Genomic DNA, 18,950 nt, shown 5'->3' with positions numbered 1-18,950 from the left:
CGGAGCGAGATAATCGCTCCGGCGCAAAGCATTTAAGCCGCCTTCGTCAGCATACCGTGCGGGTCGAGCACGAATTTCTTTGCCACGCCCTGATCAAAGCTTTCATAGCCTTGCGGCGCATCTTCGAGCGAAATCACCTGCGCATTGACGATATCTGCAATGTTCAGACGTCCATGCAGGATGGCCTGCATGAGCTGACGGTTATATTTAACCACCGGCGTCTGGCCCGTGTGGAAAGATTGAGCCTTTGCCCAGCCAAGACCAAAGCGCAGCGAGAGACTTCCCTGCTTAGCGGCACTGTCAACGGCACCCGGATCTTCCGTCACATACAACCCCGGAATGCCGATAGACCCTGCGGGGCGAGTGATTTCCATCATCTGGTTGAGAACAATGGCCGGTTGCTCGCCGCCGCTATGGCCGCGTGCTTCAAAGCCCACCGCGTCGATAGCACTGTCCACTTCATTGCTACCGGTCACTTCGGCAATCATGTCTCCAAGGCGGTCGCTGGCCGAAAGATCAATCGGCTCGAAGCCGACCTTGCGGGCGTGTTCCAGCCGCTCTTTGTTGAAATCACCCACCATAACGACTGCAGCACCCAAAATGCGGGCAGAGGCGGCAGCAGCAAGCCCGACTGGCCCAGCGCCAGCCACATAGACAATCGAGCCGACACCAACGCCCGCTTTCACCGCGCCATGAAAGCCGGTGGGTAGAATATCCGACAGCATGGTCAGGTCGCGGATTTTTTCAATGGCCTGTTCCCGGTCTGGGAATTTCAGCAGATTGAAATCGGCATAAGGCACCATGACATAGCGCGCCTGCCCACCGATCCAGCCGCCCATATCGACATAGCCATAAGCACCGCCTGCGCGTGCCGGATTGACCGTCAGGCACACGCCGGTGTCTTGCGATTTGCAGCAGCGGCAGCGCCCACAGGCGACGTTGAACGGCACGGAAACAATGTCGCCGACTTCGAGCATTTCGACATCGCTGCCTTTTTCGATCACTTCGCCAGTGATTTCATGGCCAAGCACAAGCCCCGGCATCGCGCTGGTACGGCCACGCACCATGTGCTGATCAGAGCCGCAAATATTGGTTGTGATGACTTTTAGAATGACGGCGTGATCAAGCTTGCGCCCATCAGGAGCGCTCAACACTGGATCATCAATGTCACGAACTTCCACTTTACCCGGGCGCATATACACAACGCCTCTATTCCTGCTCATGTCTACCTCCTCCAGATTGACGTGCGGATCGGTCCCGATCCGCACATGTTGGGCCGGGATGTGCGGGGATATACCCGTGGGTGAAGCCTACAGCGGTTACCGGTCGGGAAGTTGTCCTGTGCGCGACATGTCCGGTTCGCTCGTCAGCATGTCGGCGAAAGATTTGAGCGCTTTCGTCTGATAGCGATCATTGTGCGAAAGCATCAGAAACTGGCGTTGTGGCAGTGCAAAATCCGCTTTGACCAACGTTCCCGCCGCAAGATGCGGGGCTGCGACCAGTTCCGAAATTGCAGTGACGTAATTGCCGGATAAAACCGCCGAGCAAATAGCCTCATTGGAAGGCAGTTCAAGTGCAATGTTCAGACGCGCGGGATTATAGCCCGCGACGCGCGCTGCATCTTCGAACACGCTGCGTGTCCCTGATCCATGTTCACGCAATATCCATTGGCCGGTAAACAATGAATCCCAAGTGAGTTTTCCGGCATCGTGCCATTGATGATCTGGCTTTGTGACGACGATCAGCTTGTCGGTGCCTACCTTGCGAAGCGAAAGGGCAGGAGCCTGAACAGCACCTTCCACAAGGCCTACATCAGCCAAGCCGGCCTCAGTCGATTGTGTCACGCTTTCGGTGTTGCCAAGCGTCAGGCGGACATCAATCATAGGGTAGGCCGCGTGAAACTGTGCCAGATAAGGCGGTAGCCAATAGCTCGCAATCGTTTGGCTTGCATGGATGGAAAGAATACCACGTTTGCCGCCGCCAAGCTCGGATAGCATACGTTCTGCGGATTGCGCCCGCGCCAGTGTCGCTCGCGCTTCATCGAGAAACATGCGGCCATCGCCGGTTAGCTCTATACGCCGCCCGATCCGGTTGAAAAGCATCGCACCATAGCGATCTTCAAGCGTACGAATGGCCGAACTCACCGCCGATGGCGTGAGATTGAGTGCCTCCGACGCACGTGTGAGGTGCTCGCGCTCGGCTACTTCGATGAAAATGCGTAGTTGTTCCAGTGTCATAGCTTTAATCGTTCGATTTTATCGAATGAATTATGCCATATTATGCGATGGAATGAACAGAAGAAAAAGCGCATCAGATTGGAAAATCTTTCTCCTGCAATGAATGCCTGTTCCAATGACCACTGCAACCGTCACCAAATTCCAGAACATTCTCCCCGGACTAGCACTTAGTCTGGCGGTATCGGCAGTCGCGGTCAGCTTGGAAAAAGTCGAGGAACATTATACCGGCAAAGCATGGCTCGAAGCCTTGGTACTTGCAATTCTTCTCGGAACAACCGTTCGCACCATTTTCCGCCCGGGTAAGCAATTTGCCAAAGGCATCAGCTTTTCAGCAAAGCTATTGCTGGAAATTGCCGTGGTGTTGCTTGGCGCGTCGATCAGTGCAAGTGCAGTGATTGATGCTGGACCGGGCCTTATCCTCGGCATTGCCTGTGTGGTGGTAATGGCTATTACCTTCAGCTATGGCATTGGGCGGCTGTTAAAGCTGCCGCATCGCATGGCCATTCTCGTTGCTTGCGGCAATTCTATCTGCGGCAACTCGGCGATTGCGGCGACGGCTCCCGTCATAGGTGCAGATAGCGAAGACGTCGCCGCCTCCATAGCGTTTACCGCCATTCTGGGCGTGGTTGTCGTGTTGCTGCTGCCGCTTTTGGTGCCACTGCTTGGAATGTCTTTTACGCAATATGGCGTTTTGGCGGGACTGACCGTCTATGCCGTGCCGCAGGTGCTGGCTGCAACCGCTCCTGTAGCTGCAATCAGCGTTCAGCTTGGTACATTAGTCAAGCTGGTGCGTGTGCTGATGCTGGGTCCGGTTATTCTGGCGCTTTCCGTAGTGGCTGGTAACAAGGACGCCGAAGTAAAACCCGGCTTTCTGCAACTCGTGCCATGGTTCATTATCGGCTTTCTGGGCATGATGGCACTGCGCTCGCTGCACCTCATTCCTGAAACCATTCTCCCAATCATCCAGTTTTCATCCACGGCATTGACTATCATTTCAATGGCGGCTTTGGGGCTTGGTGTCGATGTGCGCTCGGTCGCGTCTGCTGGTGGGCGCGTTACGCTTGCAGCTATCCTGTCGCTGCTGGTTCTTGGCGCGATCAGCCTTGGCCTGATCCATTTGCTTGGTGTTGTTTGACTTTCCGTTTGCGCGGATTTTTCATTCAAAAATCCGCTTGATCCTCTAGTCACTAGAGATGTTACGAAGCTTTAAATTCGTAACAGGAATGTTGAAATGGATCGGAACTACCTCAAAGAAACGTCACTTCTCGACTTTAGCTCAGGATCAATTCAGGAGCTGATGACCTCAAGGGCTTGGTTTGATCTCAATAGCTTTGAGAGGGTTGGTGCGGCGTACGACTTTGTGCGTGATGAGATCGTGTTCGGATATAACAGCAGCGACAACATCACGGCATCTGCCGTGCTGGCCGATGGCTATGGCCAGTGCAACACGAAAGGCACTCTGTTGATGGCTTTGTTGCGCGGCCTTGGCATTCCCTGCCGTCTGCATGGCTTCACGATCCATAAAGACCTCCAACGTGGTGTCGTGCCGGAACTTGCCTATGCACTTGCGCCTGACAGCATTTTACACAGCTGGATTGAAATCTGGCACAATGGGCGATGGATCAACCTCGAGGGCTTCATTCTGGATCGCCCTTTTCTGCAGGCTTTGCAAAATAGGTTCGGGCGCGATGGTGAAAGCCTTTGCGGATATGGCGCTGGAACAGACTGCCTGTCCTCTCCGCAAGTCGACTGGACTGGCGAAGACACCTACATACAACGCACCGGAATAAATGCTGATCTTGGCTTGTTCGATACGCCAGACGACTTTTACACGCTGCATAAGCAAAAATTCGGCTGGCTGCGCGGACTGATCTATCGACATATTGTCCGGCATTGGATGAATGCACGAGTGAAGCGGATCAGATAGGGAAAGATACCCGAATTGCCAAAGCGGCAAAATCGCATGGTCATGCATCGAGCATTTGAGAATGGTTTGAGCAAAGAAAAAGCCCACCAAATGGCGGGCTTTCTCGTATTTAGTGAAGTGTCGAAAACTTAGTTGTTTTCCGACTTCTTCATTGCTGCAGCGAGAATGTCGCCGAGCGAAGCGCCTGAGTCGGTCGAACCGTACTGAGCAACTGCTTCTTTTTCTTCAGCGATTTCCAGAGCCTTGATGGAGACCTGCAGCTTGCGGGTCTTCTTGTCGAAGGCGATGACGCGAGCGTCAACTTTCTGGCCAACGGTGAAGCGTTCTGGACGCTGTTCGTCACGATCACGCGACAGATCCGAACGCTTGATGAAGCTATCGAGATCGTGGTCAACGAGACGGACTTCAAGGCCACCATCGGTAACAGCTGTGACTTCACAGGTTACAACGGCGTTCTTGCGCAGATCACCCGAAGCTGCTGCTTCGCCGACCTTGTCGCCGGAAAGCTGCTTGATGCCGAGCGAGATACGTTCCTTTTCGATGTCAACGTCGAGAACAACGGCCTTAACAACTTCGCCCTTGTTGTATTCTTCGATGACCTGTTCGCCTGGACGGTTCCAGTCGAGATCGGAAAGGTGAACCATGCCGTCAACGTCGCCGTCGAGACCAATGAACAGGCCGAATTCGGTCTTGTTCTTGACTTCGCCTTCAACGATTGTGCCCTGTGGGTACTTGTCAGCAAAGGTCGTCCATGGGTTGTCGAGAGTCTGCTTGAGACCAAGCGAGATACGGCGCTTAACCGGATCAACTTCGAGCACAACAACTTCGACTTCCTGCGTGGTCGACAGGATCTTGCCTGGGTGTACGTTCTTCTTGGTCCACGACATTTCTGAAACGTGGATCAGACCTTCGATACCTGGCTCGATTTCGACAAATGCGCCGTAATCGGTGATGTTGGTTACAGTACCGGTGATCTTTTTGCCGATCGGGTACTTCGCACCAATGCCATCCCAAGGATCGTTCTCGAGCTGCTTCATGCCGAGCGAGATACGATGTGTATCCTGGTTGATACGGATGATCTGCACCTTGACCGACTGGCCAATTGTGAGGATTTCCGAAGGATGGTTGACGCGGCGCCATGCCATGTCGGTAACGTGCAGAAGGCCGTCAATGCCGCCGAGGTCAACGAACGCACCGTAATCGGTGATGTTCTTGACAACGCCGTCAACAACCTGACCTTCTTCAAGGTTCTGAACGATTTCCGAACGCTGTTCCGCACGGCTTTCTTCAAGAACGGTACGACGCGAAACAACGATGTTGCCGCGACGCTTGTCCATCTTGAGGATTTCGAAAGGCTGTGGGACGTGCATAAGTGGGGTAACGTCGCGGATCGGACGAATGTCGACCTGCGAACGTGGAAGGAACGCAACTGCGCCGTCCAGATCAACGGTGAAGCCACCCTTAACCTGGTTAAAGATGACGCCGTCGACGCGTTCGCTGTTTGCGAACTTCTGCTCGAGCTTGCCCCAGCTTTCTTCACGACGTGCTTTTTCGCGCGACAGAACAGCTTCGCCGAGTGCGTTTTCGATGCGCTCAACATAAACTTCAACTTCGTCGCCCGGCTTCATCGAGCCGTCTTTGCCCTTCGCGCCGAATTCCTTCAGCGGTACGCGACCTTCGACCTTGAGGCCAGCATCGATGATTGCCATGTCTTTTTCGATGGCAACGATGCGACCCTTTACAACATAACCTTCTGCAAGGTCATTGTTGGCAAAGGATTCAGCCAGCAGCGATTCGAAGTCTGCGAGGGAGGGATTGAATTCAGACATAAATACTCCTGATGCATCCGGTATAAAACAACATCGGATGCGGCGCCGGGGGTTAGAGTTGCGTTAGGCCTGTCCTTCGGCTCCGTCTCTTAGAGACAACCGGCGCGTGGAACGCGAAGTCAGGTTATAAGTTTGGGTGAGCCCTATATAGGAACAAAACCCGGATTATTCAGCGTTTCAGAGGCATTATTCTATCAGAAAGTTGTAAAACTGTCCCGATATTATGCCTTGTGCTGCGCAAGAGCATGATCAATCAGCTTTTTCGCAGCCAGAAATGCCGCTTCTATACTCATTTTGCTCGTATCTAGCAAGTGCGCGTCTTCGGCAGGCTTAAGGGGCGAATCCGTGCGGTTCATGTCGCGCTCGTCGCGCTTTTTGAGATCAGCGAGAATATCATCAAAATCCGCTGTGCCGCCTTTGGCGATAATCTCGTCAAAGCGACGCTGGGCGCGGACTTCTGGCGATGCCGTTACAAAGAGCTTTATTTGCGCTTGCGGGCAGACCACCGTTCCAATGTCCCGCCCGTCAAGAACACTTGAAGGCAATGCATTGGCAAAACTGAGCTGTGCTTCGACAAGCGCACGGCGCACGGCAGGCATGACAGCCACTTTCGATGCTGCTTCACCAATGGTGTGCGCTGAAAGCACAGCCTTATCCATGTCGTGCAGATTAAGATTGAGCGCCACATCCGCAGCTATCGCTTCATCATCAAGCGGCAGTCCCTGATCAAGTAGGGCTTTCGCGACTGCACGATAGGTCAATCCGGTATCAAGGTGTGGCATGCCGTAATGAATGGCAATGCGCCGGGCAAGGGTCCCCTTGCCCGAGGCTGCTGGTCCGTCGATGGCTACGACGAAACTTGTCATTGCTTCTCGCTGACTTCGATTTTCGCACCAAGGCCGGGCATCATGGTCATGAATTCCGGAAATGAAGTGGCGATCATCGTACTGTCATCAACCGTGACCGGCTTTTCCGCGGCCAGACCCATGACGAGGAAGCTCATCGCAATGCGGTGATCAAGGTGGGTTGCAACCGTGCCGCCGCCAAGGCCTTTGCCGTCTGGACGACCGCGAACCGTCAGCGACATTTCGCCTTCGGTGCAATCAACGCCATTGGCCTCAAGGCCACGAGCGACCGCTGCAAGACGATCTGATTCTTTGACGCGCAGCTCATCAAGGCCATCCATGACGGTTTCGCCTTCTGCAAAGGAGGCTGCAATCGCTAGAACCGGATATTCATCGATCATCGACGGTGCACGTTCCGGCGGAACGACAACGCCCTTGAGCTTCGATGATTTCACACGAAGATCAGCAACATCTTCACCACCGGCAAGACGCGGATTGATGATTTCAATGTCAGCACCCATTTCCTGCAAGGTGAGAATGAGCCCGGTACGGGTCGGGTTCATCAGAACATTGAGAATGGTGACGTCCGAGCCTTCAACCAGCAGAGCGGCAACAAGCGGGAAGGCGGTTGAGGACGGATCGCCCGGCACATCGATGGTCTGACCGGTCAGTTTGCCCTGTCCGACGATACGGATATGGCGCACGCCGTCCTTGTCAGTCTCAACCGTGAGATCAGCGCCAAAGCCTTGCAGCATTTTTTCGGTGTGATCGCGCGTCATGACCGGCTCGATGACTGTTGTAACGCCGGGTGTGTTAAGCCCTGCCAGCAGCACGGCGGACTTCACCTGCGCGGATGCCATTGGCACACGATAGCTGATCGGGTTTGCAGTCTTTGGACCAGTGAGTGTGAGCGGCAGGCGGTCGCCTTCGGCGGCCTTTACCTGAACGCCCATCTCGCGCAGCGGATTGAGCACACGGCCCATCGGACGCGAGGTCAGTGATGCGTCACCGATAAAGGTTGTGGTCATGTCGTATGTACCGACAAGACCCATGGTGAGGCGGGCACCAGTTCCGGCATTGCCGAAATCAAGCGGCGCTTCCGGCTGTAAAAGACAGCCATTGCCGACACCATTGATGATCCAGATATCGCCGTCTTTGCGAATCTTGGCACCCATGGCCTGCATAGCGCGGCCTGTATTGATAACGTCTTCACCTTCGAGCAGACCTGTGATGCGGGTTTCGCCCGCAGCAAGACCACCGAACATGAAGGAACGATGCGATATGGATTTGTCACCCGGAATGCGTATTTCGCCCGTCAAAGCCTCTGAACGGCGGGCGGTTGCAGGTTTCGGGGTAGCGGAATGGGACATGGATTCTTCACTGTCTCATTTTGGCGTTATTCACGCTGGATTAATCAAAGCGGCAGCTTCGTAACACAGGAACAAGGCTTGGTCATCCGCCAATGCATATTTTCAGGTGTTGTAAACGCGCAGAATGAGTCTTTGGCTTTGACAAAAGCTGCAAATTACGTTTATGCACCAAACAACACCGCCAAAATTAGATCAGAGGCGCGTCTTCCGCCTTCTCCCGACTGATTGACGGTTGAGGAGTCTGATGGCGAGCTGAATGCATGCATGCGTCGCAAGCGCGACGGGGAAATCAACTCACGAGGCTAAACGTGTCAAAAGCTGAACTTGGAACCAAGCGCATCGATCCGGAAACGGGTAAGAAATTTTACGATCTCAATCGCGATCCGATTGTTTCGCCTTACAGCGGCATTTCCTATCCACGGTCGTATTTTGAAGCGACTGTAGCGGAAAGCCGTGCGGCTGAGCAGGAAGAAGAAGCGGAAGAAGTCGATACCGCACTCGAAAAGCCAGAATTCGTTTCCCTTGAGGATGCGGACGATGAAGCCAAGGGCGGCGAAGATCTTCCGGATCTGGATGATGATGTCGATCTCGGCGATGACGACGATGACACCTTCCTCGAAGAAGAAGAAGACGAAGACGACGACGTTTCGGGCATTCTCGGCGGCGGCGTCGGGGATGACGACGAAGAAGTCTAATCTTCTGATATCGAGATAGATTGAAACAAGGCGGCTCATTGAGCCGCCTCGTTGCTTTTACGGCATGGTGGATGGCATTTGGATAATCGGCAAATTATTTTTGGCCGATGCGATAAGAGTTGCGATTTAGCTCTTGATCTTCTTCCAAACGCCATTTAAGAAGCCGCCACACCGGACAGAAATTTCTGTCTGGCCCACCTCGCAAGAGGTCTGATGGGGCCATAGCTCAGCTGGGAGAGCGCTTGCATGGCATGCAAGAGGTCAGCGGTTCGATCCCGCTTGGCTCCACCAAAATTTCCGATGAAATCAGCGCCTTAAATAGCTTTTCTTGCCTCGATCATCGATGCAATATTTTCCACCGCGTGGACCTGTGCAAAACAAGCCGTCGCGGCACGAGCATTCGTTGCTCGATGAAGATTGCATGTTCGATTGAGCAGGATTGATTAAACCGGCTGCATCCCCAACTGCTCCCATTGCGGCCTGACACGATTTTTTGCTGCCGCTGACTGAGCCATCATTGCAGATGAAAATATCGCCGCGGCAATGCGATATGCCACCTTTGCTGCCACTGCATGGTGTGTTCGCTGCCTGCGACGGTGCAATTATTGAAATTTGCAAACCGATGATTATCAGTTTGATGACCCAGCCCATTATCCGCATAAGTGCTGATATTAGCGGGTGTTGAATTGCGTGCAACTGATTAAGATCAGGAAAAGCATAGACGCCAAGTCGAGTCTCTTTTAGAGACTTCTATGGAGCTGGGTGGGGAGAACATCTCAGCTCACATAATTCTGGGAGGAATGATGAATAAGACTGTTTCCGCTAATGATCGTCCGCTGTGGCAACCTGATGCAAATCGCATTGCAGCGAGCGGGCTTGAACATTTTCGCGTGCAGGCAGAGGAGTGCGCAGGGCGGAAGCTTGCAGATTATCAGGCGTTGCATCGCTGGTCGATCGAAGATCGCGCTGCATTCTGGACGTTGATCTGGGATTTCTGTGATGTCATTGGCGAGCGCGGTGATACGGCGTTGATCGATAGTGGCCACATGCGCGAGGCAAAATTCTTCCCGGACGCAAAGCTTAATTTCGCAGAAAATCTTCTTCGTCATAAGGGCGAGGGCGAAGCAATCATCTTTCGCGGCGAAGACAAGGTCGAGCGCCGTCTGACATGGGATGATCTGCATGCGCTGGTCTCAAAACTTCAGCAATTCATGCTTGCAGAAGGTGTAAAACCCGGTGACCGCATTGCAGGCATGATGCCTAATATGCCCGAAGCAATCGCACTGATGCTGGCAGCAGCGTCTATCGGTGCGGTTTGGTCTTCGTGCTCGCCAGATTTCGGTTCACAGGGCGTTTTGGATCGGTTTGGCCAGATTGAGCCAAAACTGTTCTTCGCCTGCGACGGCTATTGGTACAATGGCAAGCGCATCGATGTGAGCGAGAAGATTGCCGAAGTGACGGCGAAACTTCCAACCAGCAAGCGCACGGTCATCGTGACCTATCTGGGGGAAGCTGAAACTGTTGCAGCCAAAGCTGCAAATGGCATTGCGTTGGATGCAGCCCTTGCATCATTTGCTGCAAAAGACGTCGCGTTCGCGCGACCGCCATTCGATCACCCGCTGTATATTCTGTTTTCATCGGGCACGACGGGCATTCCGAAATGCATTGTTCACCGGGCTGGTGGTGTGCTGTTGCAGCACCTCAAAGAACATCGTCTGCATGCAGATATTCACGACGGCGATCGCTTATTCTATTTCACGACCTGTGGCTGGATGATGTGGAACTGGCTGGCATCCGGCATTGCGTCCGGCGCAACGCTTCTGCTTTATGATGGCTCACCATTCTATCCCGATGGCAATGTGCTGTTTGACTATGCGTCAGCAGAAAAAATGACCTATTTCGGCACGTCTGCAAAATTCATTGATGCGGTGCTGAAAGCCGGGCTGAACCCGCGCGAAACCCATGATCTGTCTGCTTTGCGTACGGTTTCATCGACTGGCTCGCCGCTATCGCCGGAAGGCTTTGCTTTCGTCTATGAAGCGATCAAGCCAGATGTGCATCTGGCCTCCATTTCCGGCGGTACTGATATCGTCTCCTGTTTCGTGCTGGGTGTTCCGACAGAGCCCGTCTGGCAGGGCGAAATTCAGGGCGCTGGTCTTGGCATGGCGGTCGATGTCTGGGGCGATGATGGTAAGCCGATGCGCGGTGAGAAAGGCGAGCTGGTCTGCACGAAGGCTTTCCCCTGTATGCCTTTGGAGTTCTGGAACGATCCCGAAGGCGCCAAATATCAGGCTGCCTATTTTGACCGCTTTGACAATATCTGGTGCCATGGCGATTTCGCTGAATGGACCGAACATGATGGCATCGTGATTCACGGTCGTTCAGATGCGACACTTAATCCGGGCGGTGTGCGTATCGGTACGGCGGAAATCTACAATCAGGTTGAGCAGATGGCAGAAGTGGCTGAAGCGCTTTGCATCGGGCAGGATTGGGACAATGACGTGCGCGTGGTGCTTTTTGTGAGGCTTGCTGAGAGCGTCTCGCTCGATGATGATCTAAAAGCGCGTATCAAGACCAAAATCCGCACCGGTGCAACGCCGCGCCATGTGCCAGCGAAGATCGTTGCTGTCAGTGATATTCCACGCACCAAGTCAGGCAAGATTGTTGAACTTGCCGTGCGCGACATTGTGCATGGGCGCGAGGTGAAAAATCGCGAGGCGCTGGCAAATCCGGAAGCCTTGGAACTTTATCGCGATCTTGTTGATCTCGCTTAGGTTCAGTCTCCTGTTAAGCCTGCCTTTCGTGTGCCGCTATATGGAGCATTTTCGCTTGTTCTGATGACCAGTTCAAAAGAACTCAGATGATTAGGAATGGGAATAAACCTAGCCGATTATGGTGGGGGTATTTCTGTTGTAGTTGCAGGCAGTTGAACGCTTGCAATCGCAAGCGGGAAATGCATTCTTATTACATCATGAAAGCTCGCTCCCGTTCCTGAGCATGATTCCGAAAGTGCGAGAGTAATTTCGGATAATATTATGGCTCAGATGCCCTTATGGGTGGTGTGGCGTGCTTTTGGATTGACCCTTTAAAATCGTATGATTGAAATAAAAGGGAGGGCCCGGCAAACCGGCGGCGCAAAGACGCTGCAATTTGACCGGCATGGGTTGTCTGAGGTCATCGGGAAAACGAGACCTCGCAAAGGAGAAAAAGAATGAACCTCAAGCTTCTTTCCAGCGTAGCTTTTGCCGCTACACTTGGCTTCGCCGGTACTGCTTATGCGGACATCACCGTCGGTGTTGTTGCACCGCTCACAGGTCCGGTTGCTGCTTATGGCGATCAGGTCAAGAAGGGTGCGGAAACCGCCGTTGAAGTCATCAATGCAAAGGGCGGCATCAAGGGTGAAAAGATCGTTCTGAAATTTGCTGACGATGCCGGCGAACCAAAGCAGGGCGTTTCGGCTGCTAACCAGTTGGTTGGTGACGGCGTCAAGTTTGTCGTTGGTCCGGTTACAACTGGCGTTGCAATTCCGGTGTCCGATGTTTTCGCTGAAAACGGCGTCCTCATGGTTACGCCAACGGCGACTGGTCCTGACCTCACCGCTCGCGGTCTGGAAACAGTGTTCCGTACTTGCGGTCGTGACGACCAGCAGGCTGACGTTATGGCCGATTACTTCATCAAGAACATGAAGGATAAGAAAGTCGCTATCGTTCATGATAAGGGCGCTTACGGCAAGGGACTGGCAGATTCGTTTAAGGCTGCAATCAACAAAGACGGCGTTACGGAAGTTCAGTATGATTCCGTCACGCCAGGCGACAAGGATTTCAGCGCCCTCGTATCCAAGCTGAAGGCTGCTGGCACCGAAGTCGTTTACTTCGGCGGTTATCATGGTGAAGGCGGTCTTCTGGCGCGTCAGCTTCATGATGCAGGTCTGAATGCGCTGATCCTTGGCGGTGAAGGTCTTTCCAATACTGAATTCTGGGCAATTGGCCAGAAGAATGCTGAAGGCACGCTCTTCACTAACGCTGTTGATGCAACCAAGAACCCAGCTTCCAAGGAAGCCGTCGATGCATTGACTGCAAAGAACATTCCGGTTGAAGCATTCACCATGAATGCATACGCCGCTGTTCAGGTTCTCGCAGATGGCATCGAACGCGCTGGGACAACAGATGATGCTGCAGCCGTGGCAAAAGTCCTTCGCGATGGTCAGCCAATCGAAACTGTTATTGGCAAGCTGACCTATGGCGAAACGGGCGATCTTTCGTCGCCAAGCTTTGATGTGTTTAAATGGGAAGACGGCAAGATCGTCGGTCTTGACTGATAAATTTGTGATGATTGCATATTCTGAATTTATCAGAATATAGCAGTTATAAATTAAGAATAAAAACGCCGATATTTTTATCGGCGTTTTTTTATTGCTATAATATAATGATCTAAAATTAATTCATTTCATAATTTATTATTGTAATTATTCATACTAGGAGTAATCTATGCGAATTATTACTTATTTTAATACCATTTTTCATAATGGGGTATTTTAGTAATACGTTTTTTGTTTCCATGTGCAGATGTTTTTGAAATTGTATGGTCTCGCTTTATCTACAGCATTTGTAAAACGGTAAGCTTCGGTTAACCATGCTGGTGTAGTCTGACTGTATCAAAAAGGAACATCTGGCGGAGCAGGTTTGATGCAGCGCTATAGATTTGACGACAAAAAAGTTTTGATCGAAGCAATAGTCGAGCTCCTCAATCGTGGCGTCGAGCCGGACGAATTGGATCTCGTATTGAGCCGGATCGGTCCGGTTGATCTCGATCTGATGCGGCAGTGTTTGATCGAAGTCTGGGAGTATAATAATCCCGCGCCGATTGAAACGCCGATGGCAGCTTGAACGACCGGAACTTTACCGGGAAGTGTCATAAACCTGAAATGGACAGATGCTAAATCTGCTCATGTATCGGGAATTCATTCGATAATGTGTCCACGGATGTACTGGCGCAAAATCAGAATGGAAGCGGAAGGTCGGGTTCAGCCCGGCCTTTTTCGTTTTAAAAATGCGTTTGTATTGCTGATCCCCGACGACTGTTATTTCAGTCTTTCATTATTTGCAGGTGATGCATCGAAAATGCCTTCTCGGTTTTTCGAATAGGCTCTAATGTCTGGCGGCATTCTGCGAGGAGATAATCAATGCTGCGCCATATCGTTCTTGTGAAGTTCAGGTCTGAGATTCCAGCCGCGGAAATCGATGCAGCGCTTGATCAGGTTGTTGCATTGCGTGAAAAGATTGATGGTATTGTTGCGGTCAGCGTTGGCGCGAATACCAGCCCTGAAGCATTGGAAAAAGGTTTCCGACACGGTTTCGTCGTCGACTTCACGGATGAAGCGTCGCGGGATGCCTATCTTCCACATCCTGATCATGCGGTGGTCGGTGGAAAGCTTGTTGAACTCGCAGAGGGCGGGATCGACGGCATTTTGGTGTTCGACTACAACTGCTAAACCAGTTCTATAGAACGAGCCCGCCGACGCCCATTCTTCCCAGATCGTTTGCGCTGAGTTGCATTCCTGCCATCAGCCGATCCAGTATCCAGTCAAGACTGTTCTCGCGTGCACTTCGTGCTGAGCCGGGTGCTACGACAATATATTTGTCGTCTAGCTTTGCCAGCACAAGAAGATTACCGGGATCGACCGGAACGCCCATTCGCAGGATTTTGCCCCCGCAATTGATGATTGCGCGTGGAACAATGTCAGCTTCGTCAGCAATTGATGATGCGCTGAAAATCACGATGACATCGCAATCCTTGGCAGCTTCACGGATTGCAGAAGACAGCGCCGTTTGCTCATGAGCAACGCGATGCTCCATGGACACAGAACCCTGATTTCGCTCGACGCGACTGGAAATCAGATTTTTGGTTTTTTCGAATATCGTTTCACGTATCGACGGCAGCCGTGATTGTATAAGGCCGATCCGTGTGGCGCGGAATGGCCTGACGTCAATTGCTTTGCGTTGCTTTCCTTCTAGCTTTTCAATCAAGGCTTTTGGAATGGCAAACGGGATGATCTTGACGGTTGCTACCATCTGACCGCGATCAACGCGGCAATCCTTGCGTACTGTGGCAATTGAAATGCGGGGATCAAGCAGATTGATTGCATCAATGTCGCTGGCATTGGCATGAAACAGACCTGCATGTTGAGCGAAAAGATTGACGCGTCCTGCAATGGGCGGGCCTGCCTGGAGATTTGCTGAAATTAGCAATTTCCCAACTGCAAGCGCCGCGTCATTCTCGCTAATGTCATCGTTTTCGAGACGAGCTGCGAAAATATGCGTGAGGCCGTGATGCTTCAGAACCGCAACATGATCCGACGTAAGCAGCGTGCCTTTGCGAAAATTGTGAGTGCCTGTGGCAATTGCATAGCCAAGTACTGCTCCCTCAGTTTCTTCGATTGGCCAATTACCAAAAATCATGCATGTCTCGTTGGTTTCAGTTTCTGCAAGTTGAAACTACAGCATCTCAACGCAGACTGGAATCGTTCTGAGTCCAATTTGCGATGGATTCCATAGAATTATTTGTTGTATCGATATATATATGGTATTGTATGTCTTGTGTTTTAATATGATTAATTTGCAAAATACAAAATAAGCATGGATGGCATTCATTAGACTTAATGTATTCTTATTAGCAAGTTTCATCTTTGCCATTAATCACAGCCAGTTTACCACTGAATATCGTCTTGAAAATTTTGATTTGAACTTGTAGAGAACCGCCAATCGCAATTGGCTTGTCCAATATGATTCCGAATGGGTCGATTATGACTCTTCAAACCCATGCAGCCGCGACATTTCGATCCAATACATTTTTGGTCTGGCGCGTGACAAACGGGATTATTCGTTATATCGGTACTTTTGAAATTTTCAGAATTTACCGAAATCTAGAAAATGACGCATGCACCAGAGCTGACGCTTTGCGTGCAGGATGGAAAGACAAATGAAACACGGCACCCCCCGGACGATCGTTTCGTTCGCCGTCTTGGCCCTCACGGCGTTCCTCGCCGGCTGCGAGAACCAGGTCCTGCTCTCTCCGAAAGGAGAGGTCGGTGTGGCAGAGCGCGATCTAATTTTCTTTGCGACGGGCCTTATGCTGCTCGTCGTGATCCCGGTCATTGGTATGACGCTTTACTTCGCTTGGAAGTATCGCGCGACCAATGAAAAGGCAGAATATCTGCCAGACTGGCACCATTCCAACAAGATCGAAGCTGCGGTTTGGCTGATCCCTGTGGTCATTATCGTCGTGCTTGGCACGGTGACGTGGATCACAACGCATAAGCTTGATCCGTATCGTCCGCTGGTGTCTGATGCGAAGCCGATCAACGTTGAAGTTGTTGCGCTCGACTGGAAGTGGCTGTTCATCTATCCTGATCTGGGTGTTGCGTCTGTCAATGAAATGGCGATGCCGGTTGATGTTCCTGTGAACTTCAAGCTGACATCCAGCAGCATTATGAACTCGTTCTTCATTCCTGCGCTCGGTAGCCAGGTCTATTCCATGCCAAGCATGCAGACCAAGCTTCACCTGATTGCCAATCATGAAGGCGTGTTTGACGGTATCTCCGCGAATTATAGCGGTCAGGGTTTTGCTCAGATGCGTTTCAAAGCGCATTCGCTCAACCAGGCTGACTTTGACAAGTGGGTTGCCGATGCCAAGGCTTCGGGTCAGGAACTGTCGCGTGAGCGTTATGCTTCGCTGGTTCAGCCAAGCGAAAAGGCGCCTGTTCAGCACTTTGCCTATAATGATAAGGCGCTGTTTCATAACATCGTCAATCGTTGCTGGGATGGAAAGTCCGTCTGTATCGATGATCAGATGCATCAGGAACAGATGGTGCGTGAAGCACGTTCGGACCTGCGCAAGTCTTCGCCCGTCGATTTCAGCCAGTGGGCAAATGACATTCTATGCCTCACTCAGCCGCAGCGTATGACGCAGCTTGAAAACTGATATGCCGATGCAGCTTGAGCCCCGGATGTATTCCCCGGGGCTTAAACTGTTGATCGCACTCCAATCGAAGTAAGAATAGAAATGTTCGGAAAACTTACGCTCGAAGCGATACCCTATCACGAGCCTATCATCATGGTCACACTGACCGCGGTGGCTGGTGGGGCGCTCGCTATTCTCGCAGCCATCACCTACTATAAAAAGTGGGAAGATCTCTGGCATGGCTGGCTCACATCTGTCGATCACAAGCGCATCGGCATTATGTACATCATTCTGGCTTTCGTGATGCTGTTCCGCGGCTTCTCGGATGCTGTGATGATGCGCGCTCAGCAGGCGATTGCCTCTGGTGCGAATGAAGGCTTCTTGCCGCCACATCACTACGATCAGGTTTTCACGGCGCATGGCGTGATCATGATCTTCTTCGTGGCAATGCCTTTCATCGTCGGTCTTATGAACTTTGCCGTTCCGCTTCAGATCGGTGCGCGCGACGTGGCCTTCCCATACCTCAACTCGTTGAGCTTCTGGTTGACCGTTGCTGGTGCAATCCTGATCAATTTGTCGCTGGGTATCGGTGAATTCGCAAAGACCGGCTGGCTGGCTTATCCGCCGCTGTCTGGCATCGAGTTCAGTCCGGATGTCGGCGTCGATTATTATATCTGGGCATTGCAGATTTCCGGCATGGGTACGCTTCTTTCGGGCGTCAACCTGATCACCACCATCATTAAGATGCGTGCGCCGGGCATGGGCATGATGCAGGTTCCTGTCTTCACATGGACCGCGCTTTGCTCGAACGTTCTGATCGTGGCTGCGTTCCCGATCCTGACCGTTACCCTCGCTCTGCTTTCGCTTGACCGTTATTTGGATTTCCACTTCTTCACCAATGACAGTGGTGGCAATCCGATGATGTATGTAAATCTGATCTGGATCTGGGGTCACCCGGAAGTCTATATTCTGGTTCTGCCTGCATTTGGTGTGTTCTCTGAAGTCGTCTCGACCTTCACTGGCAAGCGTCTCTTCGGCTATACGTCGATGGTTTACGCAACTGTTGCGATTACTGTTCTGTCGTTCCTCGTCTGGGTGCACCACTTCTTCACCATGGGTGGCGGTGCAAGCGTCAACGCCTTCTTTGGTGTTGCAACGATGATCATCTCGATCCCGACAGGGGCTAAGGTCTTCAACTGGCTGTTCACCATGTATAAGGGGCGCATCCAGTTCACGACACCTATGTACTGGACCATCGGTTTCATGTGCACCTTCGTTGTCGGCGGTATGACAGGCGTTCTGCTTGCTGTTCCACCTGCGGATTTCGTACTGCACAACTCGGTGTTCCTGATCGCCCACTTCCATAACGTGATCATCTCGGGCGTGCTGTTTGGTTGCTTCGCCGGTCTCATCTACTGGTGGCCAAAGGCATTCGGCTTCAAGCTGCACGAAGGACTTGGCCGTAAGGCATTCTGGTGCTGGCTCGTTGGCTTCATCCTTGCGTTCATGCCGCTCTACGTGCTTGGCCTGATGGGTATGACCCGTCGTCTGAACCACACTGAAAACCCAGCCTGGCACATCTACCTGATCGTTGCTGCCATCGGTGTTGCGATTATCCTTTGCGGTATCGTCTTCCAGGTTCTCCAGATCATGATTTCGATCCGTGATCGTGAAAAGCTGCGTGACCTCAATGGTGACTCATGGGGTAATGGCCGTACGCTGGAATGGTCGCTGTCTTCGCCTCCGCCATTCTATAACTTTGCTGAAGTGCCGCATGTCCGTGATCCAGACAGCTGGTGGGATATGAAGCAGAACGGTTATGTTCGTCGTACAGAAAAGTTTGCCCGCATTCACATGCCGCGCAACACGGGTACTGGCTTCATCATCGGTATGCTGACCATTCCACTAGGTTTTGCTCTGATATGGCATATCTGGTGGCTGGCAATTGGCGCAGCGGTTGGTGTGCTTGCTGTCGCTATCGCCCATTCTTTCAACAATGACAGAGACTATTATGTCTCGGCCGAAGAAGTGCAGCGCGTCGAAGACGAACGCACTCGGCAACTGAATGCTCAGGAGGCCTGATCCATG

15 protein-coding genes and 1 tRNA gene are annotated in these 18,950 nt (G+C 52.2%); 10 read left to right on the top strand and 6 right to left on the bottom strand.

Annotated elements, in window-relative coordinates; translation table 11 throughout:
* Positions 1-32: 32 nt before the first annotated feature.
* A complete protein-coding gene (fdhA, locus tag ACOZHT_RS04830) occupies positions 33-1,223 on the bottom strand; it encodes a formaldehyde dehydrogenase, glutathione-independent (protein ID WP_339509214.1) in 1,191 nt (396 codons plus the stop codon).
* 96 nt (positions 1,224-1,319) lie between these two features.
* Complete coding sequence (locus ACOZHT_RS04825; protein WP_339509216.1) at positions 1,320-2,237, bottom strand: LysR family transcriptional regulator; 918 nt, start codon at positions 2,235-2,237, stop codon at positions 1,320-1,322.
* A 115-nt stretch (positions 2,238-2,352) separates the two neighbouring features.
* Here ACOZHT_RS04825 and ACOZHT_RS04820 point away from each other — a divergent pair, with 115 nt between their 5' ends.
* Positions 2,353-3,372 carry a YeiH family protein gene (locus ACOZHT_RS04820; RefSeq protein WP_339509218.1) on the top strand — a complete coding sequence of 340 codons (1,020 nt, stop codon included), beginning with the start codon at positions 2,353-2,355 and terminating at the stop codon, positions 3,370-3,372.
* A gap of 96 nt (positions 3,373-3,468) precedes the next feature.
* A complete protein-coding gene (locus ACOZHT_RS04815; RefSeq protein WP_339509219.1) occupies positions 3,469-4,164 on the top strand; it encodes a transglutaminase family protein in 696 nt (231 codons plus the stop codon).
* Between the two features lie 128 nt (positions 4,165-4,292).
* On the opposite strand, the gene rpsA is transcribed toward ACOZHT_RS04815, so the two are convergent.
* The 3 genes from rpsA to aroA form a co-directional block, all read right to left on the bottom strand.
* Complete coding sequence (gene rpsA, locus ACOZHT_RS04810; RefSeq protein WP_339509220.1) at positions 4,293-5,993, bottom strand: 30S ribosomal protein S1; 1,701 nt, start codon at positions 5,991-5,993, stop codon at positions 4,293-4,295.
* A gap of 221 nt (positions 5,994-6,214) precedes the next feature.
* Complete coding sequence (gene cmk, locus ACOZHT_RS04805) at positions 6,215-6,859, bottom strand: (d)CMP kinase (protein ID WP_339509221.1); 645 nt, start codon at positions 6,857-6,859, stop codon at positions 6,215-6,217.
* Entirely contained in the window at positions 6,856-8,208 is a 1,353-nt protein-coding gene (gene aroA / locus ACOZHT_RS04800; protein WP_339509222.1) for a 3-phosphoshikimate 1-carboxyvinyltransferase, read from the bottom strand. The genes cmk and aroA overlap by 4 nt, the downstream gene beginning before the upstream one ends.
* A gap of 308 nt (positions 8,209-8,516) precedes the next feature.
* On the opposite strand from aroA, the gene ACOZHT_RS04795 reads away from it, so the two are divergent.
* The 6 genes from ACOZHT_RS04795 (at position 8,517) to ACOZHT_RS04770 (ending at position 14,394) form a co-directional block, all read left to right on the top strand.
* A complete protein-coding gene (locus ACOZHT_RS04795) occupies positions 8,517-8,903 on the top strand; it encodes a TIGR02300 family protein (protein WP_339509225.1) in 387 nt (128 codons plus the stop codon).
* A gap of 215 nt (positions 8,904-9,118) precedes the next feature.
* A tRNA-Ala gene (locus tag ACOZHT_RS04790) sits at positions 9,119-9,194 on the top strand.
* Between the two features lie 509 nt (positions 9,195-9,703).
* The gene (locus ACOZHT_RS04785; RefSeq protein ID WP_421565353.1) at positions 9,704-11,677 is read left to right on the top strand and encodes an acetoacetate--CoA ligase; all 1,974 of its coding nucleotides are present in this window, start codon (positions 9,704-9,706) and stop codon (positions 11,675-11,677) included.
* 437 nt (positions 11,678-12,114) lie between these two features.
* On the top strand, positions 12,115-13,221 hold the full coding sequence (locus tag ACOZHT_RS04780; protein ID WP_339509228.1) for a branched-chain amino acid ABC transporter substrate-binding protein: 1,107 nt from the start codon (positions 12,115-12,117) through the stop codon (positions 13,219-13,221).
* Positions 13,222-13,588: 367 nt separating this feature from the next.
* Positions 13,589-13,789, top strand: a complete 201-nt coding sequence (locus tag ACOZHT_RS04775) for a hypothetical protein (protein WP_310012714.1) — start codon at positions 13,589-13,591, stop codon at positions 13,787-13,789.
* A gap of 296 nt (positions 13,790-14,085) precedes the next feature.
* Positions 14,086-14,394 carry a Dabb family protein gene (locus ACOZHT_RS04770; RefSeq protein ID WP_339509229.1) on the top strand — a complete coding sequence of 103 codons (309 nt, stop codon included), beginning with the start codon at positions 14,086-14,088 and terminating at the stop codon, positions 14,392-14,394.
* Between the two features lie 7 nt (positions 14,395-14,401).
* Here ACOZHT_RS04770 and ACOZHT_RS04765 read toward each other — a convergent pair whose 3' ends face one another.
* Positions 14,402-15,361, bottom strand: coding sequence for a molybdopterin-binding protein (locus ACOZHT_RS04765; RefSeq protein ID WP_339509230.1), 960 nt, complete (start codon positions 15,359-15,361; stop codon positions 14,402-14,404).
* Positions 15,362-15,881: 520 nt separating this feature from the next.
* On the opposite strand from ACOZHT_RS04765, the gene cyoA reads away from it, so the two are divergent.
* Positions 15,882-16,883 carry a ubiquinol oxidase subunit II gene (cyoA, locus tag ACOZHT_RS04760; RefSeq protein WP_339509232.1) on the top strand — a complete coding sequence of 334 codons (1,002 nt, stop codon included), beginning with the start codon at positions 15,882-15,884 and terminating at the stop codon, positions 16,881-16,883.
* An 81-nt stretch (positions 16,884-16,964) separates the two neighbouring features.
* The gene (cyoB, locus tag ACOZHT_RS04755; RefSeq protein ID WP_339509233.1) at positions 16,965-18,944 is read left to right on the top strand and encodes a cytochrome o ubiquinol oxidase subunit I; all 1,980 of its coding nucleotides are present in this window, start codon (positions 16,965-16,967) and stop codon (positions 18,942-18,944) included.
* Positions 18,945-18,950: the final 6 nt, after the last annotated feature.

The sequence above is a fragment of the Ochrobactrum sp. EDr1-4 genome (assembly GCF_049199085.1).
GTDB lineage: Bacteria > Pseudomonadota > Alphaproteobacteria > Rhizobiales > Rhizobiaceae > Brucella.
This window is presented reverse-complemented; position numbering and strand designations above follow the sequence as displayed.